At 57.8% G+C, this 25,631-nt stretch carries 18 protein-coding genes and 1 pseudogene; 15 read left to right on the top strand and 4 right to left on the bottom strand.

Annotated features, from left to right (window positions below; all coding sequences use genetic code 11):
- Window positions 1-4 precede the first annotated feature (4 nt).
- From A7P97_RS07530 to tilS, 4 genes are all read left to right on the top strand, one after another.
- A complete protein-coding gene (locus A7P97_RS07530) occupies window positions 5-2,119 on the top strand; it encodes a PAS domain-containing sensor histidine kinase (protein ID WP_067529757.1) in 2,115 nt (704 codons plus the stop codon).
- On the top strand, window positions 2,106-3,380 hold the full coding sequence (locus A7P97_RS07525) for a sigma-54 dependent transcriptional regulator (RefSeq protein WP_067529756.1): 1,275 nt from the start codon (window positions 2,106-2,108) through the stop codon (window positions 3,378-3,380). The genes A7P97_RS07530 and A7P97_RS07525 overlap by 14 nt, the downstream gene beginning before the upstream one ends.
- 503 nt (window positions 3,381-3,883) lie before the next feature.
- Window positions 3,884-4,843, top strand: coding sequence for an acetyl-CoA carboxylase carboxyltransferase subunit alpha (locus A7P97_RS07520; RefSeq protein WP_049258112.1), 960 nt, complete (start codon window positions 3,884-3,886; stop codon window positions 4,841-4,843).
- On the top strand, window positions 4,821-6,143 hold the full coding sequence (tilS, locus tag A7P97_RS07515) for a tRNA lysidine(34) synthetase TilS (RefSeq protein ID WP_067529755.1): 1,323 nt from the start codon (window positions 4,821-4,823) through the stop codon (window positions 6,141-6,143). The genes A7P97_RS07520 and tilS overlap by 23 nt, the downstream gene beginning before the upstream one ends.
- 148 nt (window positions 6,144-6,291) lie before the next feature.
- Here tilS and dnaE read toward each other — a convergent pair whose 3' ends face one another.
- The 3 genes from dnaE to A7P97_RS09790 form a co-directional block, all read right to left on the bottom strand.
- Entirely contained in the window at window positions 6,292-9,723 is a 3,432-nt protein-coding gene (gene dnaE, locus A7P97_RS07510; protein WP_067529754.1) for a DNA polymerase III subunit alpha, read from the bottom strand.
- Between the two features lie 167 nt (window positions 9,724-9,890).
- Window positions 9,891-12,113, bottom strand: coding sequence for a DNA internalization-related competence protein ComEC/Rec2 (locus A7P97_RS07505; RefSeq protein ID WP_231865682.1), 2,223 nt, complete (start codon window positions 12,111-12,113; stop codon window positions 9,891-9,893).
- Between the two features lie 477 nt (window positions 12,114-12,590).
- Window positions 12,591-13,157 carry an L-threonylcarbamoyladenylate synthase gene (locus tag A7P97_RS09790; RefSeq protein WP_082886525.1) on the bottom strand — a complete coding sequence of 189 codons (567 nt, stop codon included), beginning with the start codon at window positions 13,155-13,157 and terminating at the stop codon, window positions 12,591-12,593.
- A 385-nt stretch (window positions 13,158-13,542) separates the two neighbouring features.
- Here A7P97_RS09790 and A7P97_RS07495 point away from each other — a divergent pair, with 385 nt between their 5' ends.
- The 6 genes and pseudogenes from A7P97_RS07495 to A7P97_RS09785 all read left to right on the top strand — a co-directional run.
- The gene (locus A7P97_RS07495; protein WP_067529751.1) at window positions 13,543-14,349 is read left to right on the top strand and encodes a threonine/serine exporter family protein; all 807 of its coding nucleotides are present in this window, start codon (window positions 13,543-13,545) and stop codon (window positions 14,347-14,349) included.
- Window positions 14,350-14,352: 3 nt separating this feature from the next.
- Window positions 14,353-14,811 (top strand): threonine/serine exporter family protein, encoded by a 459-nt coding sequence (locus tag A7P97_RS07490; RefSeq protein ID WP_067529750.1) that lies wholly within the window; start codon window positions 14,353-14,355, stop codon window positions 14,809-14,811.
- Window positions 14,812-15,186: 375 nt separating this feature from the next.
- Window positions 15,187-16,758, top strand: coding sequence for a TerC family protein (locus A7P97_RS07485; RefSeq protein ID WP_067596343.1), 1,572 nt, complete (start codon window positions 15,187-15,189; stop codon window positions 16,756-16,758).
- A 333-nt stretch (window positions 16,759-17,091) separates the two neighbouring features.
- Window positions 17,092-18,225, top strand: a complete 1,134-nt coding sequence (gene carA / locus A7P97_RS07480) for a glutamine-hydrolyzing carbamoyl-phosphate synthase small subunit (protein ID WP_067529748.1) — start codon at window positions 17,092-17,094, stop codon at window positions 18,223-18,225.
- Window positions 18,226-18,267: 42 nt separating this feature from the next.
- The gene (locus tag A7P97_RS10895) at window positions 18,268-18,399 is read left to right on the top strand and encodes a hypothetical protein (protein WP_255361629.1); all 132 of its coding nucleotides are present in this window, start codon (window positions 18,268-18,270) and stop codon (window positions 18,397-18,399) included.
- A 267-nt stretch (window positions 18,400-18,666) separates the two neighbouring features.
- Window positions 18,667-18,860, top strand: a pseudogene (locus tag A7P97_RS09785) (molybdopterin-synthase adenylyltransferase MoeB); the annotation flags it as partial.
- 212 nt (window positions 18,861-19,072) lie between these two features.
- Here A7P97_RS09785 and A7P97_RS10455 read toward each other — a convergent pair.
- Window positions 19,073-19,240, bottom strand: a complete 168-nt coding sequence (locus A7P97_RS10455; RefSeq protein WP_185737508.1) for a helix-turn-helix transcriptional regulator — start codon at window positions 19,238-19,240, stop codon at window positions 19,073-19,075.
- A gap of 28 nt (window positions 19,241-19,268) precedes the next feature.
- Between A7P97_RS10455 and A7P97_RS09775 the strand changes: the two genes are divergently transcribed.
- The 5 genes from A7P97_RS09775 to A7P97_RS07455 all read left to right on the top strand — a co-directional run bounded on the left by A7P97_RS09775 (window position 19,269) and on the right by A7P97_RS07455 (window position 25,365).
- Window positions 19,269-19,496 (top strand): hypothetical protein, encoded by a 228-nt coding sequence (locus A7P97_RS09775; protein ID WP_125080089.1) that lies wholly within the window; start codon window positions 19,269-19,271, stop codon window positions 19,494-19,496.
- Window positions 19,497-19,675: 179 nt separating this feature from the next.
- Window positions 19,676-20,449, top strand: a complete 774-nt coding sequence (locus A7P97_RS07470) for a hypothetical protein (protein WP_067524358.1) — start codon at window positions 19,676-19,678, stop codon at window positions 20,447-20,449.
- Between the two features lie 54 nt (window positions 20,450-20,503).
- Window positions 20,504-21,619 carry a phospholipase A gene (locus A7P97_RS07465; RefSeq protein ID WP_067529833.1) on the top strand — a complete coding sequence of 372 codons (1,116 nt, stop codon included), beginning with the start codon at window positions 20,504-20,506 and terminating at the stop codon, window positions 21,617-21,619.
- A gap of 559 nt (window positions 21,620-22,178) precedes the next feature.
- A complete protein-coding gene (locus A7P97_RS07460) occupies window positions 22,179-23,432 on the top strand; it encodes a M48 family metallopeptidase (protein WP_067529746.1) in 1,254 nt (417 codons plus the stop codon).
- A 295-nt stretch (window positions 23,433-23,727) separates the two neighbouring features.
- A complete protein-coding gene (locus tag A7P97_RS07455) occupies window positions 23,728-25,365 on the top strand; it encodes a SulP family inorganic anion transporter (RefSeq protein WP_067529745.1) in 1,638 nt (545 codons plus the stop codon).
- Window positions 25,366-25,631: the final 266 nt, after the last annotated feature.

Below are 25,631 nucleotides of genomic sequence, written 5' to 3'. Positions count from 1 at the left end.
AAACATGCGCCGTCTGCTCACCTTCATCGCTGTTTTGGGCATGCTCACCCTATATGTGCTGGCGCTCGCCACTGGCCACGCCAGCAAGCTGGCGCAGTATTTCTGGTGGATTCTTACCTTCAGCGCCGCCCTCTTAGGCATCCTGCTCACCATTCTCATCTCCCAACTGTGGAAACTCTGGCTCGACCGGCGCAGGCGGGTGTTCGGCTCGCAAACTGCTATCCGCCTGGCCAAAATGTTTATGTTGGTGGCCATCCTGCCCGGCCTGTTCCTGTTCGGCGTATCTGCCCAGTTTATTTCGCACAGCATCGACTCCTGGTTTGGCAACGAAACCGAAGAAGCGCTGGAGCGCAGTCTGAGCCTGAGCAAATCCGCACTGGATTTGGCACTGGACACCTCAGTGCGCAAAGCTGCCACTGTTCAGGTAGCCTTAATCGGCGAAATGTCGCTGCAGCAAGACGCGCGGCAGGCTCTGAGCCAGCTTTCTGCCAATAGCGGCTTTGACCAGCTCGCACTCTACGACAGCAAAACCTTGAACCCCGCTGCCGAATACCGCAAGCCCGATGCCGACAAACTGCCGCCACCCGAACTCACACACGATATCCTCGAACAAGTGAAAACCACCGGCAGCGCACGCAGCGTAGCCAACGTCGGCCACACACTCTACGCCCAAGGCTGGCTCGCCCTGCCCGAGCTACACGGCCAAAACTATATTTTGTTCTTCCGCCAACCGGTGCAGAAACAAGTAGCCAACGACGTAACTCTGATTGAAGCCGCCCGCGCCCGCTACGCTGAAATCAGCTATGCCAAACAAGGTCTGCAAACCTTCTTCCTGTTCACCCTCTTGATGGCCACCCTGCTGGCCATTCTGCTCGCGCTGGTAATTGCCCTGTTTTTCGCTCAACGCTTCACTGCGCCGATTCTCTCCTTGGCTGCCGGTGCACGCTCCGTGGCACAGGGCGATTATTCGCAACAGCTGGCCATATACCGCAACGACGAGCTCGGCCGCCTCACCACCCTGTTCAACCACATGACCGCCGAGCTCAACGCTTCCCATATCCGCCAGGAAGCCGCCCGCCACTATCTCGAATGCGTGCTCTCCAGCCTGACCAGCGGCGTGGTTACGCTCGACGACCAAGGCTACCTGAAAGCCTACAACAGCAGTGCTGGGCACATCCTAATGCTCGACTTGGCCGCCTGCCGGGAAAGTAGCGTGCACGAATGGCACAAGCTCGGCGTGGCCGAGGCGCTGGCCGCCCAAGTGCTGCTTGCCATCCTCCCCACCATCGACAGCGACAAACCCGTGCAGCTCACCTATGCCGCACCCGACGAATCCCGTATCCTGCTGGGCAAGGCCACCCGCCTGCCTGAAGACAACGGCGCCGGCACTGTATTGGTGTTCGACGATGTAACCACACTGGTGCAGGCGCAGAAAGAAGCCGCCTGGGGCGAAGTGGCCCAGCGCTTGGCGCACGAAATCCGCAACCCGCTCACTCCCATCCAGCTTTCCGCCGAGCGCCTGGCCTGGAAGCTCGATGGCAAACTGGACGATAAAGACGCCGCGATGCTTGAGCGCGCCACCAACACCATTGTCAACCAGGTGGCCGCCATGAAAGATATGGTTGAAGCCTTCCGCAACTACGCCAAAGCACCGAAACTCAAACTGGAACGTATCGATTTAAACGTTTTGGCTGCCGAGCTTTTGGTGCTGTATGAGAGCTCAAATTGTACATTTGAAGCGGATTTCAGTAATATAGAAGCCGTGGTCGAAGCCGATGCCGGTGCCATGCGCCAAGTGTTACACAATATTTTGAAAAATGGCGCCGAAGCCGCTGCTGCAGACGAACAGCCGAAAGTGTTCATCCAAACGGCGGTGCAAGATGATAAAGTGCTGCTAAACATTTGCAATAACGGCAAAAGTTTCAGCGAAGACATGCTTCTCCACGCCTTTGATCCCTATGTTACCGACAAACCCGGCGGCACCGGTTTGGGCTTGCCGGTGGTAAAAAAAATTATTGAAGAGCACAAAGGCCGCATATCGCTGGCCAACCGCCCAGAAGGCGGGGCTTGTGTGAAAATTACTTTACCCCTACTGGTGGAAAACGATGCGCAGCAGTGATATTTTGATTGTAGATGATGAAGTGGGCATCCGCGATTTGCTGTCGGAAATCCTGCAAGACGAAGGCTATTCGGTTACTCTGGCCGAAAATGCCGAAGAAGCCCGCCAACTTCGAAACCAGACCCGCCCCACCATGGTGTTGCTGGACATTTGGATGCCCGATTGCGACGGCATTACTCTGCTCAAAGAGTGGGCCAAATCTGGTCAGCTCAACATGCCTGTAGTGATGATGAGCGGCCACGCCAGCATCGATACTGCCGTGGAGGCCACCAAAATTGGTGCGCTGGATTTCTTGGAAAAACCCATCGCCCTACAAAAGCTTTTGGCTGCCGTAGAACGTGCCTTCAAACACAGCGCTATGCAGGCTTCCTCCACCATGTCGCTGGACAAACTCGGCACCAGCGAAGCCGTGAAGCAGCTCAACCAGCAGCTCGAACGCGCCGCCCGCACCCAAGCCCCCGTACTGCTCTCCGGCGAGCCAGGTTCACCGTTCGAGTTGGTGGCGCACTACTTCCAAACCGGCAACGCCCCCTGGGTGGAACCCGGCAAAATCGAACAAATCAGCAGCAGCCCCATCGAATTGCTGCAAAAAGCCGGCAACGGAGTGCTCTATCTAGGCGACATCGCCCAATACGGCAAAAGCATCCAGCAAGGCATCCTCTTCCTCTTGGGTAAGGCCGACCGCTACAACGTGCGCATCGTCTGCGCCTGCAGCCAGCCTGTGCAAGAGCTGATTACCAGCCCAGACTTCGACTCCCGCCTGCTCAACGGCCTCTCGGCCATCATGGTCAGCATCCCACCATTGCGCAACCAGCCCGAAGACATTGTTTTCTTGGTGGAGCAGCTGATTCAAGAGTTTTCCGAAAGCCGCAAAACCGTCGTTAAATTCAACACTGCCGCCCTGAACGCCCTGCGCCAATACGACTGGCCGGGCAACTTCGAGCAGCTGCGCAGTGTGGTGAAAAGCATTGTGCTCACCGCCGAGAGCAAAGAAATCTGTTTGGAAAATGTGCAGGCCGTGCTCAGCCAGTTCACGCTCAACCAACCCTCCGAATTGGTGGGCGGCTTCAACTTCGACCTGCCCCTACGCGAATTGCGCGAAGACTTGGAACGCCGCTATTTCGAATACCATATTGCCCAGGAAGGGCATAACATGAGCAGAGTAGCGCAGAAAGTCGGCCTCGAACGCACCCACCTGTACCGCAAGCTCAAACAGCTCGGTATCCAATTCTCCCGCCGAGGCAGTAACGACAGCAAATAGCTCCACCCAATCAGGCTATCTGAAAATCCAGCCAATGGTTTTCAGGTAGCCTGTAGTACTATTTAGTATCTGCCCTATTTGCAGCATCTAACAACAGGCTACCTGAAATTAGCTTCATCGAAGTTAAAACGAGGTCTCCGAAGGAGGCAAGTTTCTGCGGAGCTAAAACCCCGCGCCCCACATTTCAAACATAACAAAAATTAGCAAAAGCCTCGATACAACAAAACAGTTAGCCATTTTAAAGCCTACCTGAAACCAACCTGGCCCACGAAAAATCAGTAGCAACGGCTGCACAAACTGCGCATCCTAGCGTATCATTACAGCGGTTTAGACCGCAAAGTAATGTTAAAAAATAGTCTCCGCGCTACAGCTATAGATAAAACACTTTTTTTATCCGCGGCAGCGAGGTAATCAGTAGGAAATAAGTGCTTTAGCCTCCCCAAGCGAGCTTAGTTTGGGCTGCCTCCGTCAATCGTTGGCAGCCGCAACAAGGAAACAGACACATGAAACAGATTTTTCTCGATTTCGAGCAGCCCATTGCCGAACTGGTGCAGAAAATAGAAGAACTGCGCTTCGTGCAAAACGACTCGGTATTGGATATTTCCGAAGAAATCGAACGCCTGCAAAAGAAAAGCAACGAGCTCACCAAAAACATTTTTGCCAAGCTCACTCCCGCACAAATTATGCAGGTTTCGCGCCATCCGCAGCGCCCCTACACCCTCGACTACATCGAAGCGCTGTGTACTGATTTTGAAGAGCTGCACGGCGACCGCCACTATGCAGACGACTATGCCATCGTGGGCGGGCTGGCCAAGTTTGAAGGTCAGAGCGTGGTGGTTATCGGTCACCAAAAAGGCCGCGATACCAAGGCCAAAATCCGCCGTAATTTCGGCATGCCCCGCCCTGAAGGCTACCGCAAAGCCCTGCGCCTGATGAAGATGGCGGAAAAATTCGGCCTGCCTGTGCTTACCTTTATCGACACCCCCGGCGCCTATCCTGGCATCGGTGCTGAAGAGCGTGGCCAATCCGAAGCCATCGGCCGCAATCTGTATGAGCTCACCCGCTTGCGCGTGCCGGTTATCTGCACCGTCATCGGTGAAGGCGGCTCCGGCGGCGCGCTGGCCATTGCCGTGGGCGATGCCGTAAATATGCTGCAATACGCCACCTATTCTGTGATTTCGCCCGAAGGCTGCGCTTCCATTCTGTGGAAAACCGCCGAAAAAGCCGCCGATGCCGCGCAAGCCCTAGGCATCACTGCCAAGCGACTGAAGAGCCTCGAGCTGATCGACCAAATCATCGCCGAGCCCTTGGGCGGCGCCCACCGCGATTACGAAACCGTGATGAACAACGTGCGCAAAACTATCCGCCAGCAACTGGCCGATTTGGAACACCAACCGGTGGAACAGCTGCTGGCCAAACGCTTCGACCGCATCATGGCCTATGGAAAATTCACTGACAAATAACCCCCTGCGGCAACACCTTGCCCAACAATGGCCGGCGCCAAACGCCGGCCGTTTTGCCGTGGAAGTCGGTTTCAGCGGCGGGCTCGATTCCGTGGTTTTGCTGCACCTGTTATGCAGCCTGCGCAACGAATTGCCGCTGGAATTGAGCGCGGTACACATCCACCACGGTCTCGATGCCCCCGCCGACGAATGGGCGGAATTCTGCCGCGAACTGTGCGCCCGATGGCAAGTGCCGTTGCGCATAGAGCGCGTGCAGGTGGCGTTCGGCAAACTCGGGCTCGAAGCCGCTGCCCGTGCCGAACGCTACCGCTGCTTCGCCCAAAGCCGCGCCGATGCCGTTGCCCTCGCCCACCATGCCGATGATCAAGCCGAAACCCTGCTGCTGGCCACCCTGCGCGGCGGTGGGCTCCGTGCCCTCGCCGCCATGCCTGCCCTGCGGGCGCTGAACGAACGCGTCAGCCTATGGCGCCCCCTCTTGGCCGTTCCCCGAACCGAGCTGCTCGCCTACGCCCAAGAACACAAGCTGACATGGGTGGAAGACAGCAGTAACGCCGATACCTCCCTGCTGCGCAACTGGCTGCGCCGCGAAGCCCTGCCCCCGTGGCAAGAGCGCGTGCCGCACCTCACCCACCAGCTGCTCGCCACCGTCGGCCGCCTGCAACACGACTTGGCGTTATTGGAAGACTACAGCCAAGCTGAGCACAACAGCCTATATGACGCCGCCAGCCGTTTTCAGGTAGCCTCTTGGCGGCAGCTTCCCCCCTTGCGGCAACCCCACCAGCTGCACCTATTCGCCCGTAACCACCGCCTAGGCAGCCCCCGTGCCGACAGCGTGCGCCAATTCGCCGCCACCCTCGCCAACCCCGCCGTGCAGCAAGCCCAATGGCCGCTGCCGCACGGCCGCGCCATACTCTACGCCGGCTGCCTATTTCCCGTTCCCGCCGAATGGACCACCGGCAAACTGCTTGCCCAACCCGTGTGGCAACCTGCCACCCACGGGCTACCTGAAAACCTGATTCAACCCAACAGCGGCATCTGGCGCACCCCGCAACCCGACGACACCCTGCCCCTGCCGCACGGCCACAAAAAAATCAGCCGCCTGCTGCAAGAAAAAAAAGTGCCGCCCTTCATGCGCGCCCTATGGCCGCTGTGGGTGCACGAACAACACGGCTGCCTCGCCGCCGCCAACCTGCAAACACATTACCGCCTCTCCGTGCTGAATGGCTGGCAGGCGCAAGCTGAAGATTTGACCCGGTTTATTTTGTCCAACATTGGTAGTTTGGACGACCAAACGGAATAAAGACTTTCAGGTAGCCTGTACATACTGCGCAGGCTACCTGAAAACCTTCCTGTCCTGCTGCAGAAACTTCTCAGGTAGCCTGCTTCTCATCATGCCAGGTATCAATGCCGAATCCACTGCTGTTAGCACAATGCTTTTCAGGTAGCCCCTACCAATTTACCCCTACCTGCCGCTCGCCTAAGAGCGACACCAGTTCTTCCAAGAGTTCGGTGTTGAGGCAGGGCTGCCATCGGCTGTCGGGGATGAGCTCGCCGCTGGCTTGGCCGTTGGCGTAGTGCAGGCGCAGGGGAACGCGTTTGCCTTCGCCGCCGCGTTGCAACAGTTCGGCCAGGCGGGGGATGTTGTCGTGGGGGGCGAGGTGCAGGGTGAGGGCGCGGGCGTAGTGGCTTCGGGCTTCCTGCAGGGTGTAAACACGGTTGGCGATGATGCGCAAGCCGTCTTCGCCGCCATAGTCGTCGCGGCTGATGCGGCATTCGGCAATCAACACTTGGTCGGCGCGCAGGGTGTCGCGGCTGAGCTGCTCGAGTGTTTCGCCGCTAATCATCACTTCGGCTTTGCCGCCGGTGTCTTCCAGCGTGATGAAGGCGATTTTGCCGCGCTTGCCCACCATGCTGCGGATGACAGTGGCGAAGCCGGCCACGCGCACGTTGTCGTTGGGCTTGAGCTGGGAGAGTCGGGTGGGGGCGAATTGGCGTACTTCTTTTTCGGCCGGGCCGAAGGGGTGACCGGAAAAATAGAAGCCGATGGCCTGTTTTTCTTCGGCCAGAAGCTCGGCTTCGCCCCAGGCGGGCACATCGATCATTTCTAAGGGGGCAATCGCGTCTTCCACCATATCGAACAGGCCGCCTTGGTTAGCATTCTCTTCCTGCTGCTCGGCGTTGCTCATGGCCAGGTCGATGTTGGCAAGCAGGCGGGCACGGTTGGGCTCGATGCTGTCGAATGCACCGCCGCGCACCAGGGCTTCGATGGTGCGGCGGTTGATGTGCTGGCGGCTCACGCGCTCGCAGAAGTCGAACAGGCTCTTGAATGCGCCGCCTTCTTTGCGTGCGGCCACAATGGCTTCCACCGCGGCTTCGCCGGTGCCTTTAATCGCGCCCAGGGCGTAGCGGATACGGCGTTGGGCATCGGGCTGGAAGTGGTAGCCGGAATGGTTGACATCGGGCGGCAGGAAGCGGATGCCGTTGTCGCGGGCATCGTCGTAGAACAGCTTGAGCTGGTCGGTGTTGTCCAATTCGCTCGACATGGTGGCGGCCATGAATTCGGCCGGATAGTGGGCTTTGAGCCAGGCGGTTTGGTAGGCCACCAAGGCGTAGGCGGCGGCGTGGGATTTGTTGAAGCCGTAGCCGGCGAATTTTTCCATGTAGTCGAAGATTTCATCGGCTTTTTCGCGGGCAATGCCCTGTTTAGCCGCACCTTCGGCGAAGATTTCGCGGTGTTTCACCATTTCTTCGGGCTTTTTCTTGCCCATGGCACGGCGCAATAAGTCCGCACCGCCGAGCGAATAGCCGCCGATCACCTGCGCGGCCTGCATCACCTGCTCCTGATACACCATGATGCCGTAGGTGGGCTGCAACACGGGCTCGAGCAGCGGGTGCATGTATTCGAAGCGTACGCCCTTCATGCGGGCGATGAAGTCCGGAATCAAATCCATCGGGCCGGGACGGTAGAGCGACACGAAGGCGATAATTTCTTCCAGCTTAGTGGTATTGGCCTGCGCCAGCATCTTTTTCATACCGGTGGATTCAAACTGGAACACCGCCGTGGTGTTGGCCTTGCGGAACACTTCATAGGCCTGCTGGTCGGTGAGGTCAATGTGGTTCACATCGATGTGCTTGCCGGTGGTTTGCGCAATAAATTCCTGCGCCATTTTAATGATGGTAAGATTGCGCAGGCCAAGGAAGTCAAACTTCACCAGCCCAATATCTTCCACGTCGCCCTTGTCATACATGGAAACGGGCGAGGCGGATTCATCGGCCTGATACACCGGGCAGAAATCGGAAATCTTGCCTGGCGCAATCAACACGCCACCGGCATGCATGCCCAGCCCGCGCGTGAGGTCTTCCAGCTTTCTGGCCAGCTCCATTAGCTCTTCGGCCTCTTCCTCTTCCAGCACCTTGGCGATTTCCGGCTCGGCCTCCATCGCCTTCTCCAGGCTCAGCGGCTTGTTGGCTTCCATCGGAATCAGCTTGGAAAGCCGGTCGCACACGCCGAACGGCAGCTCCAGCACGCGCCCCACATCACGGATTACGGCTTTGGAAGACATTGTGCCAAAGGTAACAATCTGGCTCACTGCCTCGAAGCCATATTTTTGGCGCACATATTCAATCACGCGGCCACGGTTGTTTTGGCAAAAGTCAATATCGAAATCGGGCATCGACACGCGCTCGGGATTGAGGAAACGCTCAAACAGCAGCGCATAGCGCAGCGGGTCTAAATCGGTAATTTTTAAGGAATACGCCACCATCGAGCCTGCGCCCGAACCGCGCCCCGGCCCCACCGGGCAGCCGTTGTTTTTCGCCCAGTTGATGAAGTCGGCCACAATCAGGAAGTAGCCCGGAAAGCCCATCTGCACGATGGTGCCCAGCTCGAAATCCAGCCGCGCTTGGTATTCCGGCAGCTTTTGTTCGCGTTCCGCCTCATCCGGATAGAGCGCGGCCAGCCGTTCGCGCAGGCCTTGGTTGGCCAGTTGGGCGAGGTAGTCGTCCAAGCTCATGCCGTCGGGCGTGGGAAACTGCGGCAGGAAGTTTTTGCCCAGCGTGAGCGTGAGGTTGCAGCGCTTGGCGATTTCCACCGTGTTCTGCAATGCTTCGGGCAAATCGGCAAAGCGCGCGGCCACCTCTTCCGGCGAAGCAAAATACTGGCCGGCCACAAAATCGCGCGGGCGGCGTTTGTCCGCCAGCACCCAGCCGCCGGCAATACACACCCGCGCATCGTGTGCCTTGAAATCGTCGGGGTTTAAAAACTGCGCCGGATGGGTGGCCACCACGGGCAAGCCCAATTCCGCCGCCAATTTGAGGCTACCTGAAACCGAAGTTTCCCATTCCGGTTTTTCAGGTAGCCTTTGCAGTTCCAAATAAAAAGCATCGGGAAACCATTGCGCGTATTTCTGCGCGGCGGCGCGGGCGGCGTTGTCATGGCCGTTCATCAGCTGGCGGCCCACTTCGCCCAAATGCGCGCCAGAAAGACAAATCAACCCCTCATTATCGCCCTCAGCCAGCCATTGCGGCTCCAGCTCGGCATGGGCAACGTTGCGATCCGTGCCGACATAAGCGCGGGTGAGCAGCTCGCACAGGCGGCGGTAGCCCGCTTCGTTGCGCACCAAGAGCATGGCGCGGAAGGGCTGCTCCGGATTGTCCGGACTCGCCACCCACACATCCGCCCCCACCACCGGCTTGATGCCCGCGCTACGGCAGGCTTTGTAGAATTTCACCAGGCCGAACGTGTTCATCAAATCGCTGATGCCCAGCGCAGGCAGGCCGAAAGCGGCGGCCTTCTTCACCAGCTCTTTGATGCGCAAGGTGCCGTCGGTGATGGAAAATTCAGTGTGTTGGCGCAGGGGGATGTAAACAGGGGCGGTCATATTTCGGGCTTGCGGGAGGAGTTGGGCTACGCGCTTTCAGGTAGCCTGATTGAAAACAGGAAGGGCGCACATTGTACCGCAAACGGGTGGTGAACGCGGACGAGTGATTAAGTGGCGGAAAGATTTTCAGGTAGCCTCTCAATCCACCAACAGGCTACCTGAAACCTTCACCCCTCAAACGGCTTGCGCTGCCAAAACCTCCTGCCCAAGCGCTGCGGCCGCATTTCCCCGCCCTGCCCCAGCACGAAATCCAGCTGCCCGCTGCGGGCGGTGGTGTAGAGCCGGATGCGGTGGGCGGAGAGGCGGTGGCGCACGATGGCGGCGGGGTGGCCGTAGGGGTTGGCGAAGCCGTTGGCCGCCACCGCCGCTTCGGGCGCCACCGCGTTCAGATAGGCCGAATCGGATGAGGAGCGGCTGCCATGGTGCCCCAGCACCAATAATTGACTGTGCAGCGAATCGCCGTATGTGCCCACCAGCCAGCGCTCGCCCGCAATACCCAAATCGCCGCCCGCCAGCACGGCCTGCCCGTTGGCCAACACGCGCAACACACAGCTTTGTTCGTTGTCGTCAGCTTCGGGGTTTCGCGGCGGGGTGAGGAATTCGAAGTGCACGCCGTCCCATTCCCACGTGGTACCGCCGGCACACCATTCGGCTACGCCGGCATAGGCTTCCGGCTGGCCGGCATACAATTTGCGCGGTGCAAAGGCTGCCTGAACAGCGGAGAAGCCGCCGTCGTGGTCGGCATCGTGATGCGAGAGCACCAGCACATCGGGCGGCGGCAGCCCCTGCGCCAGCAGGTTGGGCACCAGCTGTGTCTGCGCCGCCCCTGCCGTGCCGGTGTCGAACAGCAGCCAATGGTTTTGCGTGCGCACCTGCAAGGCAAGCCCCTGCCCCACGTCGATAATCCGCACCGCCGCCGTGCCGTACTCCGGCGCGGGCATGCGATAGAGGCAGGATGCCGCCAACACCAGCGCCGCCCAAGACCGCAAACCCAAGCCGCGCGGCAACAGCCACACCGCCAGCGCAGCCAACACGGCCAGCCAAAACAGCGGCGGCAAATGCGCCAGCGCGCCGGTGGGCACCCAACTGCCCGCCCACACCACCGCGCTCATGATGTACTCGCCGATGGCCGCCGCCGTTTTCAGGTAGCCTTCAAACGGCAGCAGCACCGCCAGCAAAGCCAGCGGCACCAACACCCAGGAAAACCACGGAATCAGCAGCGCATTGGCGAAAGGCGCGGCCAGCGGCACAATGCCGAACACCTGCCCGGCCTGCCAAAACCCCAACAGCGTGGCCGCATATTGGGCGCGTAGCGCGGTGCGCCATTTGCCGGAATGCTTGGCCGCGTTCAGCCAGCCGTCTTCCGCCACATCGTCATCCGGCATGGACTCCAGCCGCCCTTGTGCCGCCCAAATCAGCGCCGCCACCGCGCCGAAGGAAAACCAAAAGCCCACGCCCAAAGCCGAGAGCGGGTCGAACAGCAGTACCACGGCCAAAGCCTGCCACCAAGCCCGCCACGGCGCAGGGCTGCCGCGCCGATACCATTGCCAGGCAAACACCGCCAGCATCAGCAAACTGCGCTGAATCGGCACGCCGAAGCCGGCCAATGCCGAATAAAACAAAGCTGCTGCCAAACCCGCCGCCAAATACCAGCGTCGCGGCTCGGCCAGCGGCAGGCGCAGCAGCAAAAGCCTCGCCAGATACGCTGCCGCCAGCGCTACCATGCCGATGTGCAGCCCCGACACGCTAATCAAATGATTGATGCCCAACACGCGAAACGCCCGCCAATGCTCATCCGCCAGCCCGCCGTATCCGCCACCGCCCAAAGCCCGCATCAGCGCCGCCCCGTTCGGGTAGCTTTCCGCCGCCTGTTGCCAAGCCTGCTGCCGCTCGTAGCGCCAGTTTTGCCAACGCGATTGCCAGCCCGTGTCCGACGGCAGTTCCACCCGCTCGCGGGCAGCCGAAGCCATGCCGTCGATATACCGGCTCAACGCCCAAGCCTCGCGGTCGAAACCGTTTTCATTGCGCTCGCCCACCGTAGGCCGCACCCGCACTGTCATCCGCCAGCGGCTGCCCGGCCGCCATTCGCGCAAATACCGGTCCGACACCAGCAGCCGAAACCGCTCCCCCACTTCCGTTTGCGCCCAAGCCTCAAACCGCACCGACTGCGCCGATGCCTCCGCCACCGAGGCTACCTGAAAATCCAGCCGTACCCTTTGAAACTCCGGCTCCGCCGGCCACTGCTGCGATAGCGCCAGCTGCACCCGCCACACACCGTAAAGCAGCCCGCACAGCAGCCACCACGCCCCACGAACGCGCCGGAAGCAGCCGATCAGAGCGAGCAACAGCGCCAAGGCAGAGGCAATGGCAATAAAATGTGCTGCCGGCAACAGAAAAGCCAGCAGCACACCCGCCACCCAACAGCACAACCCGCCCAAGCGCATAGCTACCTCATTGTTTATTCGTTTTAATCAGATTACCTTATAACAAACCGCCGCCGGATTGGCAAAGATAGATGAAGGCTACCTGAAACTTTGCTAACAGCGGGCGCGTTTCAGCCAAATTAAAAAACTGCTTCGAGCAAGCTCAGCCATTGCAGCAGGCGGATATAAACCCTGCTCCTGCAAGTTTCAGGTAGCTTTTAACACCCATAGGCTTAGAAGCCAAGTATGGTTAATCTATCGATCTTGCCATCCGTCTGCGGGCGCAGGTATGAGGCGCAAAGGTGAACTGGACATGAATGATACAGGCTACCTGAAAATTTGAAAGGGACGAAAATTCAAATATTCCCGCAGCAACGCCGATCTGCCACATACCTCGCGGCATAGTATGTTAGAGGCTACTTGAAAACAGCTTTCAGGTAGCCTCTAACGCAAACACGTCCCGCTCTGCGCATCCACAATCCGGCTCGGCCGCTTCGCCCCACCGCAGCGGCCGTTTACCACATACACATCCCGCCCAAAACAGCGCTGCACCTCGCGCTGATGCCGTAAAGCCCGCCGCCCGCTGCGGTTGCACGAAGTGGACACCAGCGGTGCGCCCAGCAGCGCGCACAAACGCCGTGCCCCATCATGCGCCGGCACGCGCACCGCCAGTTTTTCCCGCCCGCGCCCGCGTAACAACGCCGGTACACTCCCTGATACCGCAAATAAAAACGTTACCGCCGCCGGCCAAGTGCTTTGTGCCAGCCGGCGCTGGTTTTCAGGTAGCCTTTGCAGCAATGGCTCGAGCTGCACCAAATTACTGCCGATAACAATCAACCCCTTGTGCTGCGGCCGTTTTTTCAGCTGCATCAGCCGGCGCAAGGCGCGGCGATGCGTGGGCAGGCAGCCCAATCCGTAGCTGGATTCCGTGGGATAAGCCACCAAGCCGCCGCCGCGCAGGTGCGCACGCAGCCCTCGGGCGGCGGAGACGGAAAGAACTCGTGGAAACATGATTCTTGCTGGATGCCGATATGGGGTTTGAAGCGGTATTGTAATCTGAAAATGATGGGTTGTTTACCATGTTGATATCCCGTTTTCAAGCAGCCTATCATCTGTATCCTTCTCCCGTGGGGAAAAGCAATGCCACGGGCGTATATCAGCACCCACACCATATAAGGGCTGCCTGAAACCGTTTTAACCTCACTGAAGTTCACGTTTTCAGGTAGCCTTTTTGCCCGTAAACACCCGCATTCACACTGCACAATTGGCTGCTGTACGGGGCTTGCGGTATAATTCGTTCCCATCATACATCCAACCAAACGGCTCTTTAACCCACAGCATTCCCAGCCGTTTTCTGCACGCGTCTTCCTTCTGTTTTTCCCAGCCGGTATATTTAATGACGACTCCCGTTCCCGCCTCCCTTCCCTCCGTTTCCACTGATTACGAACAGCAGCAGGAAATCACCCGCCTGTGCGTCCATGCCGCACTGTTGCTGTTGCAATACGGTGCGGAAAGCACGCTTATTGACCAAATCGCCGTGCGCCTTGGCCGTGCGCTGGGCATGGACAGTGTGGAGTGTGCGCTCACACCCAATGCTATTGTGATCACCACGCGCCGTTGCAATCAATGCATCACCACCACGCGCAAGAATTTCGACAAAGGCATCAATATGTCGGTGATCACAGCGGTGCAGCACATTGTGCTGGATGCGGAAGACGGTCTATATAGCGTGCAGGAAGTACGTGAACAGCTGGATGCGGTGAAGCCGGAAAAATACAACCGCTATTTTGTGGTGTTTATGATGGGGCTCTCCTGCGCGAGCTTTGCCCACCTCTCGGGTGGCGATCCGCTGATTTGCTTCATCACGTTTATTGCTTCGGCCTGCGGCATGTGGGTACGCCAAAGGTTGTCGGCACGGCACTACAACCCGGCAGTGGTGTTCGCGGTTACTGCTTTTGTGGCTTCAATGGTGTCGGGCACGGCACTGAAGTTCGGTTGGGGCGAGCACCCGGAAATCGCCACGGCGGCCAGCGTCCTGCTGCTAGTGCCTGGGATGCCGCTGATTAATTCGCTGGCCGATATGCTCAAAGGCCATGTGAATATGGGCATGAGCCGCTGGGCAGTGGCCATGCTGCTCACGTTCAGCACCTGTTTGGGCATTGTGTTGGCCTTGAGCCTGTTGAATGTTTCTGCTTGGGATTAAACCATGCTGCTGAATTTGCTAGACGATATGTTCTTCGCCGCTATCCCCGCCGTGGGCTTTGCGATTTTGTTCAATGTACCGCGCAATGCGTTGAAATACTGTGCTTATTTGGGTGCGCTGGGGCATGGCTCGCGCACGCTCATGATGCAGTTTGGTCTGTCGCAGGGCTTGGCCACGCTGTGTGCGGCTTCGCTGGTGGGCTTTATCGGCGTATATTTGTCGCAACGCTATCGGGCACACCCGAAAGTGTTTACTGTGGCCGCCATCATTCCGATGATTCCGGGCGTGTATGTGTATAAGGCTATGATTGCGCTGGTGCAGATAAATCACAAGGGCTTTTCCGGACAGCTTTTAGAGCAGGCGGTGGATTATTTTGTAAAATCAGGCTTCGTTATCGGCGCACTGGCCTTCGGGCTGGCGCTGCCGGGGTTGCTGTTCTACCGCCAACGGCCAGTAGTGTAGCCGCCATACTGTTTGAGTTTAACCAAAGGAATAATTGCTTCAGCAAGCTGTCGCAATCTGCTAAACTTGCCATCTCTTTACTACTCCCGTACCGATATGCACCCTGCTTCCCCTGCCTCCTCAGAGCCCGAGCCTGCCTCGGTAGATAAGTTTGTACGCGGTGCGTCGTATTTAAAGGCTACCTGAAAACTGCCCACGGCATTTTCAGGTAGCCTTTAGTTTTTCCCTATTATGAAACCCTTGCAAAACCCCATATTTGATCTCAATTCAAATTTGAATATTTTCCAACATTCGGGAGGCGTACTGCGAAGAAATGCGCCAAAGATGGGGTTCTGAAAAAAGCTCATTGCCGTTTTAATTTTAAGGATTCTACTTATGGATTTCTCCTGGCTGGCCGACCCGGTAACCTGGCTGGGCTTCGCCACGCTGATTATTCTCGAAGTCGTGCTCGGCATCGACAACCTGGTGTTCGTGGCCATTTTGGCCAGCAAAGTGCGCCCCGCCCAGCGCGACCACGCCCGCATCACCGGCCTGACTTTGGCTGTGCTCATCAGGCTTCTAATGCTCGCTTTTATGGGCCGCATCATGCAGCTCACCACCCCGCTGTTTGCCTTGGGGCGGCTGGAAGTGGCCGGCAAAGACATCATCATGTTTGTGGGCGGCCTGTTCCTGCTTTATAAAGCTACCACCGAGCTGCACGAACGGCTGGAAGGCGCCAACCACTACGCCGTTTCCGACACCGACCATCGCAAACAACATGCGCCGTTTTGGGGCGTGGTGTTGCAGATTCTCGTGCTCGATGCCGTGTTTTCTATCGATGCCGTGGTTACTGCCGTGGCCGTGGTGCAGCACATCCCAATCGCCATGGCCGCCGTGATTGTGGCGATGGCCATGATGATTTGGGCAAGCAAACCGCTCACCGAATTTGTCAACCGCCATCCCACCGTGGTGATGCTGTGCCTCGGCTTCCTCTTGATGATCGGCTTCAGCCTGATTGCCGAAGCCTTCCACGTAGTCATCCCCAAAGGCTATCTGTATGCCGCCATCGGCTTCTCCGTACTGATTGAAGTGTTCAACCAAATCTCCCAGCGCAATACCGACAAAAACGCCTACGGCAGCCGCTCTTGGCGCCGCCGTACCGCCGAAAACGTGCTCGGCATGATGGGCATCCGCGAAACCATGCTGGCCAAAGCCGGCGAAGAAAACCACGATGCCGGCCACTTTGAAGAAAACGAAAAATCCATGATCCGCAGCGTGCTCACCCTGGCCGAGCGCCCCTTGCCCGGCATCATGGTGCCCCGCCGCGACATCGAACGCCTCGATATTTCCCAAAGCCGCGAGCAGCAATACGCCCAGCTGCAAAACTCCCCGTATTCCCGCCTCTTGGTGGTGGGCAAGGCCGGTGCCGACGAGCCTTTGGGCTACATCAACAAAAAAGACCTGCTCAACCAGCTGCTCAGCGGCGAAGAGCCAGATATCCAGGCTGCTTTGTGCCAGCCGCTCATCCTGCCCGACAGCACCAACACCCTTTCCGCCATCGAGCAGTTCCGCCAAAGCGGTGCCGACTACGCCCTCGTGGTGGACGAATTCGGCGCCGTGCAGGGCATGGTTACCACCAAAGACTTGCTTTCCGCCATTGCCGGCGAATTCCCCGAAGCCTACGAGCGCAAAGAGCAGAATGCCCAGTCTGGCGAAAACAGCTCTGAAAATAACGACAGCCTGCTGGTGGACGGCAGCCACGAATATGCCGAGCTCGCCCCGCAGCTCGGCCTGCCCTCGCCCGAAGAAGATGCCGACTACCACACCGTGGCCGGCCTGATGATCGAAGAGCTGAAAACCCTGCCTGAGGTAGGCGACACCCTCGACTACCACGGCTGGCGTTTCACCGTGGCCGCCAAAGCCGGCCAGCGCATCGAACAAATCCGCATCAGCCGCCAGCCGAAATAAAGTGTGCGGTTTCAGGTGACCTTTTGCTGCGATACGAAAAAGCTACCCGAAAATATGGAAACCGCTTCTTCAGGTAGCCTAAAAGCTATATTGTTTTGTCTGCCTTCCACAAATTTCAGGTAGCCTTCGGTATGGCAACAGCCAAATATAACTCCTCCACCGTACAAGCGCTCAGGTTACCTGAAAACTCCCCGCCCAAACTTGCCCAGCCCTCCCGTTGTCCATTAGAATAACTCGCTTCCAGCAGGCACTGCCGCCTTCTCCGAAGCACGTTTTGCCCCGCTTAGAAAGCCGCGAAACGTGTTCTTTATCCCCCGCGTCCGGACACCAATCATGACCACTCCCGCCCTTCTCGTTCTCGCTGACGGCAGCGTATTTCAAGGCACATCAATCGGTTACAAAGGTTCAGCTTCCGGCGAAGTCGTGTTCAACACCTCCATGACCGGCTATCAGGAAATCCTGACCGACCCGTCCTACTGCAAACAAATCGTAACCCTCACCTATCCCCACATCGGCAATACCGGCACCAACACCGAAGACGAAGAAAGCCGCAGCGTTTATGCCGCAGGCTTGATTATCCGCGACCTGCCGCTGCTGCACAGCAACTTCCGCGCCTCCGAAAGCCTGCACGACTATCTCGTGCGTAACAAAACCGTCGCCATCGCCGACATCGACACCCGCCGCCTGACCACGCTGCTGCGCGAAAAAGGTGCACAAGGCGGCGCGATTCTGACCGGCGCGGACGCAACGGTTGAAAAAGCTCGAGAACTCATCGCCGCGTTCGGCAGCATGGTCGGCAAAGATTTGGCGAAAGAAGTTTCCTGCAAAGAAGCCTACGAATGGACCGAAGGCGAATGGGCGCTGGGCAAAGGTTTCGTTACCCCTGCCGAACAACCGTTCCACGTTGTCGCCTATGATTTCGGCGTAAAAACCAACATCTTGCGTATGCTTGCCGCACGCGGCTGCCGCCTGACCGTCGTCCCCGCCCAAACCAGCGCGGAAGACGTGTTGGCGCTCAACCCAGACGGCGTGTTCCTGTCCAACGGCCCCGGCGACCCCGAACCTTGTACCTACGCCATCGAAGCCGTGCAAAAACTGATGGCAAGCGGCAAACCCATCTTCGGTATCTGCCTGGGACACCAGCTCATCAGCCTCGCCATCGGCGCGAAAACCCTGAAAATGCACTTCAGCCACCACGGCGCGAACCACCCCGTGCAAGACTTGGACAGCGGCAAAGTCGTCATCACCAGCCAAAACCACGGCTTCGCCGTCGATGCCGACACCCTGCCCGCCAACGCAAGGATTACCCACAAATCCTTGTTCGACAACACCTTGCAAGGCATCGAGCTGACCGACAAACCCGTGTTCTGCTTCCAAGGCCACCCCGAAGCCAGCCCCGGCCCGCAAGATGTGGGGTATCTGTTTGACCGGTTTATCCAAAATATGCAAGCCGCCAAACAAGCTTAATCATCAATCACACATATCAATCAATTAAAAGGAAAAATCCATATGAAAAGAATCGTTTTATGCGCCGTTTTGCTGGACACTTTATCTGCCTGCAACACCTTGCACTCCGCCGCGCGCGATGCCAATACCGCCGTTCAAGCGTGGAACAAGGATTATCAAAAGCAGCATCGCTAATCCCCGCGCCCGAGCGAAAACAGCCTGAAATGTAAGCCACATCAGGCTGTTTTTTTCTGTAACACTACACCAGAAAACAAACATGAAACACAGCATCTTCATCTTCTGCCTGCTCATCAGCAGCCCGATTTTCGCCAAAGACAAGCCCGTTAATCTGAAAAGCATCAGCCAAATGGGGGGCCGATATAGTGGATTCCGCCACACAAGACATTTATCAAACCCTAGCCGCAGGCAACCGCAACATTGCCGGCCACCACTACCTACACCCTATTCGGCGTGTTCTCCCCACTAGTGGGCATCATCGGCACCACCCAAGCTGCCGAAACCCTGAAAATCCTGCTCGGCCTGCCTGCCGAAAACGGCGTTTTGTGCTGATACAACGCACTCAGCGGCCAATGGCAGCACTTCTCCACCCCCCCAATCCCACCTGTAAAGTGTGCGGCGGACATAAGAAAGGCTGAAAAGGCTACCTGAAAATTTAGCTTCACAGAAACTTGCGTAGCTCGTTTTCAGGTAGCCTTTACTGATTGCAGCTCGCTGTAGGCCGGATGCTGAAATCCGACACCGGCAATCCCGCTATTTGAAACAGCAACAGCCGCCAGCCTTCTGTCTTTCAGTTTTCAGGTAGCCTCATCCAAAGGCTACCTGAAACCGCCAATCTCATTATTCCTCTTCACTTATCCAAGCCCAATTCTCGGGCATACACGGCAGCACATACGCAGTTGTCGATGTTTAGTTTGCGGAAGATAATCTGCATATACGCCTTCACCGTGTTTTCGGATAAAAACATCCGCCAGACAATCATTTTGTTGCTGATACCACCAGCTGCGCAGTGCAACACATCGTGCTCGCTCTGGGTGCGGGAATCGATGATGGCGGAATGGTCGGGCGGGAAGCTCGGGCGACACGGTTTGCTGCCCGGCCACGACCTGGCGGATAGCGGCCACCAGGAAATCGGTATCGGTGTTTTTCAAAATATAGCCGTACGCACCGAGCTCGAAGCATTTTTGCAAGTTGTCGGCATCTTCAGAAACGGTAAGCATCGGCACGGAGGGCTTGGAAAGGGCAACCGCCCTTGGAAGCTGCCCAAGGCGTAGATGGGCACCAGCGTCACCAAAGTGCCTACTTTACCCTGTATCCATACCATATCGCTGACTTCGCCTTCTCGCCTGGTAGTGTGAATGTGCGGCAGGTTACTTAAAAATGGAGTAGCCTCACAGCAAGGCGGGCAAAACTGTTTCGCTATATAATGCTGCTTTCTTTTTCCCGCACTGCCATGAACTACGCCGCCCAGCTGGCCGCCCTTGCTGCCGCCCAAACCGAAACCATCGCCCGCCACCGTTTAGACAACGGCGAAACCGTGTGGCTGCGCAAAGCCGCCCTGCGTCAAGCCGCCTGGCGTTACAGCCTGCTCAACGGCCTGGCCAAAGTGTGCCGTTTGAGCGTATTCACCCCGGTGCCCAATCCCGGCGGCCATGCCGGCATTGCCATCGAAGCCGGCCGCCTGCGCGAGCTGGCCGAAGCCGGCATCACCGCGCCCAAACTATTGGCCGTGCAGGAGAATGCCCTATTGATGAGCCATGTGGGCGAGCAAACCCTGCTCATCGCCATCGAAAAGCAAACCAAAGTCGGCAGCCTCGAAGGCTGGCTGCAAGGCCTGCATGCCATCGAAGCCGTACACCGGCAAAACCAATTTCTCAGCCAAGCTTTCGCCCGCAATATGGTGCTGACCGAAGCCGGCGGCATCGGCTTCATCGACTTCGAAGACAACCCCGCTACCGTACTCAGCCTGCCGCTGTGCCAAAGCCGCGACTGGCTGTGCTACCTGCAATCCACCGCCGACATCCTCCTGCGCAGCGGCCTACTCGACCAAGCCGCTGAACATTACAAAACCTGCCTGCAAAAGCAAAATCCCGCTATAATTCGCACCTTGCGCCGCAGTATGCGCCCCATTTTGTGGATGCGCCACATCCAATCCGAACGCTGGGGCTGCGACACCCTGCGCCTGGCCGCACTGGCCGATTTGTTTTACCGCATGGGCGAAATCTGAAGCAGGTTTTCAGGTAGCCTTACTCCAAAGATGACGTTTCACACCCCAACCATCATGCAAACATCCCGCCTCCCCCTCATCGCCACCGTCCTTTTCGTTTCTGCCCACAGCGCCGCCCAAACCCAAGCCCCCGCCGGCGCCTTGGCCTGTACCCAAATCGGCGACCCCTCCGCCCGCCTTGCTTGCTACGACCACAGCATGGGTGCACAACTTCCGCCCACCCAGCCCTTGTCTGCTCCCGCCGACACCAAAGCCGCCATCGACATCAAACAAAGCATCGAGCAAAGCCAGGCCGAGAGCACACCCAAGGTGGTGCTCACCGAAGCCCCTGCCGCCCCCACCCAGCCGCAGGCCTTCAGCCCGCTCAGCCTCGCCTACGATTTAGACGTCAACCACGAATCCGGCATCCTCAGCGTGCGTGCCCACCGCCCGCTCTACCTGCTGCCCGGCTGGTACAACAGCTCGCCCAACCGCAACCCCTCCTCCCCCGAACACACTTCCGCCATTCCCGAGCAGCAGCGCCAAAACCACGTTGAAGCCAAAATGCAGATTTCCTTCAAAACCAAGCTATTACAAGACCTATTCGGCACCAACGCCGACCTCTGGTTCGGCTACACTCAAGTTTCCCACTGGCAAGTATATAAAGGCTCCATGTCCTCCCCCTTCCGCAACACCGACTACGAGCCCGAAATCTTCCTTACCCAGCCCGTGAAAGCCGCTCTGCCTGGCGGCGGCGGCCTGCGTATGCTCGGCATTGGTGCCGCACACCAATCCAACGGCCAAAGCGACCCACTTTCCCGCTCTTGGAACCGCATCTACGCCATGGCCGGCATGGAATGGGGCAACCTCACCGTGGTGCCGCGCCTGTGGTGGCGCATTCCCGAAAAAAGCGACGATGACGACAACTCCAACATCAACCGCTACATGGGCTACGGCGATTTGCAGATGTACTACCGCTTCAACGACCGCCAAACCCTCGGTGCCCTCGCCCGCTACAATCCTGCCAGCAGCAAAGGCAGCCTGCAGCTGAACTACACCTTCCCCATCGCCGGCCGACTCAAAGGCTATGTGCAGGCCTTCCACGGCTACGGCGAAAGCCTGCTCGATTACAACCACAAACACAACAGCATCGGCCTGGGCGTGATGCTGAACGATTGGGATGCTTTCTAAACCACACTCATATTTTTCAGGTAGCTTTCTATCCAAACAGGCTACCTGAAAAATTAGTGTATTATTTGCACACAGCATTTTGCATATAGCAGCCATAAAATACCGACATCCGTCCTAAATCCATATACAATCTGAATTTCGAATAAATCAGTATATTTAATTTCTGTTTTAGTTTCATGCTGCTAGCATTCTACATTCACACTTACTTACAATCTAGAAAAAGCAGGTTAAATCATAGTATTAGCCTTGCCTTCCTTTTTAGGCCGCCCTATAATACATCTTGTTGGGTGGTCAAGGAGACCGCTTAACAAGTTTCTCCTCTATTTCTCCTTTGTAGATTTGGCACATATTCAATATGTGCCGCTTTTTTGCCTGCTTCCATCGCACAAATTTCCACTGCTTTGCCAAGCATTTGAATCCAAACAAAACAAATCATTCTTTTCAAATATAAATCAGCCAGCCATGCACTATGCATCCATTACGGCAAATCAAGCGAGTGCCATAGCTCTTCATCAGAAATCCCACTATACTGCCGCCCGTTTTCCATTCGGAGCAGCTCATGTCCGCCACCGTGTTTTACCTCTTTCTCGGTTTCACCGCCTTTTCCACTCTGCTGCAACTACTGCTCTCTTTGCGCCAGAGCCGTGCCGTGCTGCTGCACCGAGGCCGCGTGCCGCGCGATTTTAAAGACGTAGTCTCGTTGGAAGAGCACCAAAAAACCGCCGACTACACGCTGGCCAAACAGCGGTTTTCGCGTTGGCATATTTTGTATGAAACCTTGCTGCTGCTGATGTTTACTCTCGGCGGCGGGCTGAATCTGCTGGCAGAGACGGCCAACCGCCTTGCCACCTCGCTGCTGAACCAAGGCGTGCTATTGGTGGTGCTGTTTTCGCTGGTTAGCAGCCTGTTGTCATTGCCCTTCGCGCTCTACCGCAGCTTCCGGCTGGAAGCCGCATTCGGCTTCAACAACATGACCTTGGGCACTTTCTTTGCCGACCAAATCAAAGGCCTGCTGCTGGGCGCGGCCATCGGCATTCCGCTTCTGTATGCCGTGATTTATCTGATGGGCGCGGCCGGAAATGCGTGGTGGCTGCGGGTGTGGCTGTTGTGGCTCGGTTTCTCGCTGCTGATGCTGTGGGCGTTTCCCAAATGGATTGCCCCGCTGTTCAACCGCTTCGAACCGCTGGCCGATGAAGACTTGCAACAGCGCATCACCAATCTGCTCACGCGCACCGGCTTCGCCAGCAACGGCATTTTCGTGATGGATGGTAGCAAACGCAGCGGCCACGCCAACGCCTATTTCACCGGCCTCGGCCAAAACAAACGCATTGTGTTTTTCGACACCCTGCTCAAAGGTATGCAACCGCAAGAAGTGGAAGCCGTGTTGGCGCACGAATTGGGGCATTTCAAACATCGCCACATCATGAAGCAAATCGCCGTGCGCTTCCTGCTCGCGATTTTGGTGCTGTTTGCGCTCGGGCAAATCATCCACTTCGCCGCCGTGTATCACGGCTTGGGCGTGGCCTACCCCAGCCACGCCATGGCGCTGCTGTTGATGATGCTGGTGCTGCCCGTGCTCTCCTTCCCCTTCGCCCCGCTGGGCAGCCTTTCCTCGCGCCGCAACGAATTTGAAGCCGACCACTTCGCCGCCGCGCACACCCATGCCGAAGACCTGATTTCCGCACTAATCAAACTCTACCGCAACAACGCCGCCAGCCTGGTGAACGACCGCTGGTATGCCCGCTGGTACGACAGCCACCCCAACGCCCGCGAACGCATCGCCGCCCTGCGGCAGGGCGAGCAAGCTAGCTGAAAGCCTAGGCTGCATAGCAAGATAAAGGCTACCTGAAAGCGCTGCCTTCAACGCTGCTAAAACAAACCACGTGAATTTCTGCGCAGCTAAGTTTCAGGTAGCCTTTTCGTATCGGCACATCACTCAGGCAACCCGTTGCCTACGCAAACACCCTATCTATTTAATAACTTCAGCATCGCCTTTACCATTCGATCCGGTTCAAACAAAGGCTACCTGAATTATCAGGCAGCCTTTGTCATTCCCACCCCACCAGCGTACAATTCACATTTTTTTACAGAATCACACGGAATCAAACATGATTGCTTGGACAGAAGCCCGCCGCGCCGGTTTGCTCGGCCGCGCCCATTGGGCGAACAATATTGTGGCTGGCATTATCGTGGGCGTGGTGGCACTGCCGCTTTCCATGGCCTTCGCCATCGCCACCGGCGTGAAACCCGAACAAGGAATTTACACCGCCATCGTGGCCGGCGTGATTGTGGCCGTGACCAGCGGCTCGCGCGTGCAGATTGCCGGTCCCACCGGCGCATTTATCGCCATCCTCTCTGGCATCACCGCCAAATTCGGCTTCGACGGCCTGCAAATCGCCACTCTCCTTGCTGGCATCATATTGTTGTTTATGGGCTTGTTCCGCTTCGGCGGCATGATACGCTTCATCGCCATGCCGGTGATTATGGGTTTTACCGCCGGCATCGGCGTGGTGATTTTCGTGGGGCAGTGGGCGGCGTTTTTCGGCCTGCCCAAAGCTGGCGGCGAGCATTTCCACCAGCAGCTGTGGTCGCTGCTGCACAGCCTGCCGAACCTGCATCCGGCCACCGCCTCACTGGGGCTGTTTTCGCTCGCGCTGCTGCTGTTGATGCCCAAAGTGCCGCTGCTGCGCCGCCTGCCTTCGCCGATGTGGGTGCTGCTGTGCGCCACCGTGCTGCAAAGCCTGTTCTGCTTCGAGGGCGTCGCCACGGTCGGCTCGGCCTACGGCGCGATTCCGCGCGCGCTGCCGCATTTTTCCCTGCCCGCCTTTTCCGCCGCGCAAACCGCCCAGCTCATCCTGCCCGCCTTCACCGTTGCCATGCTCGGCGCGATCGAATCGCTGCTCTCCGCCGTGGTGGCCGACGGCATGGCCGGCACGCGCCACAGCGCCAATCAGGAGCTGGTGGGGCAGGGGCTGGCCAACATCATCACGCCGTTTTTCGGCGGGTTCGCCGCCACCGGCGCCATCGCCCGCACCGCCACCAACATCCGCCAGGGCGGTAACAGCCCGCTGGCCGGTATGGTGCACGCCCTCACGCTGGCACTGATCCTGCTGGCGGCCGCGCCGCTGGCTGCCGATATTCCATTGGCCGCACTGGCCGCCATCCTGTTTCAGGTAGCCTGGAACATGAGCGAGCCCAAACGCTGCATCCGCATCCTGCGCCGCGCCCCGCGTGCCGCCGTCGTGTTGTTTTTCATAACTTTTTTCCTCACCATCTTGGTGGATTTGGTGGTGGCGGTGAACATCGGCGTGATTGTGTCCACCCTGCACTTTATCGGCCAAATGGCCAAAGCGGTGGAGGTGCGCAAGGAAGAACACAGCCGCGATGCCGCCGCCCTGCCGGACAACGTGCTGATGTTTATCGTGAACGGCCCCTTCTTCTTCGGCGCGATGGAAAAATTCGAAACCACGCTGGCCGACATCAACACCCAGCCGCGCACAGTTGTGCTGCGGCTGCGCTGGGTGCCCTATATCGACATCACCGGCATCCTCACGCTGGAGCGCGTTATCGGCGGCCTGCAAAAACGCGGTATTCGCGTCATCGTTACCGGCGCCAATGAGCAAGTACGCGCCAGCCTGGAGCGCAGCGGCATCGTCGCCCTGCTCGGCGAAGGTAACTTCATCCGCGAATTCGACGACGCTGCCGCCATGTTGCGCGCGGAGAGTGAGACAGGTTCGGCGAGTTGATGGGATACAGAATAGGCCACCTGATAAAGCAAAATCTGCTGCACACATTTTCAGGCAACCTTCCTCTTGGCACCCACTCATTTGCGGCCAGCCTCATACCCATACTTAAAGAGGCTACCTGAAACCCGTTTTGCCACATAATTCCTCAGCCAAACACTGCCTGTGCCATCAAGTTATGGTACACTTGCGCCTTTCGTTTACGGCCAGTACAGAAAAATATGCCGGCCAAGTGCAAACTTTTCCGAGCAGGCATCCGCCTATCGGCT

The organism is Eikenella sp. NML070372 (assembly GCF_001648415.1).
GTDB classification, from domain to species: Bacteria; Pseudomonadota; Gammaproteobacteria; order Burkholderiales; family Neisseriaceae; genus Eikenella; species Eikenella exigua.
The sequence above is the reverse complement of the archived record's forward strand: the minus strand, read 5'-3'. Positions and strand labels throughout refer to the sequence as shown.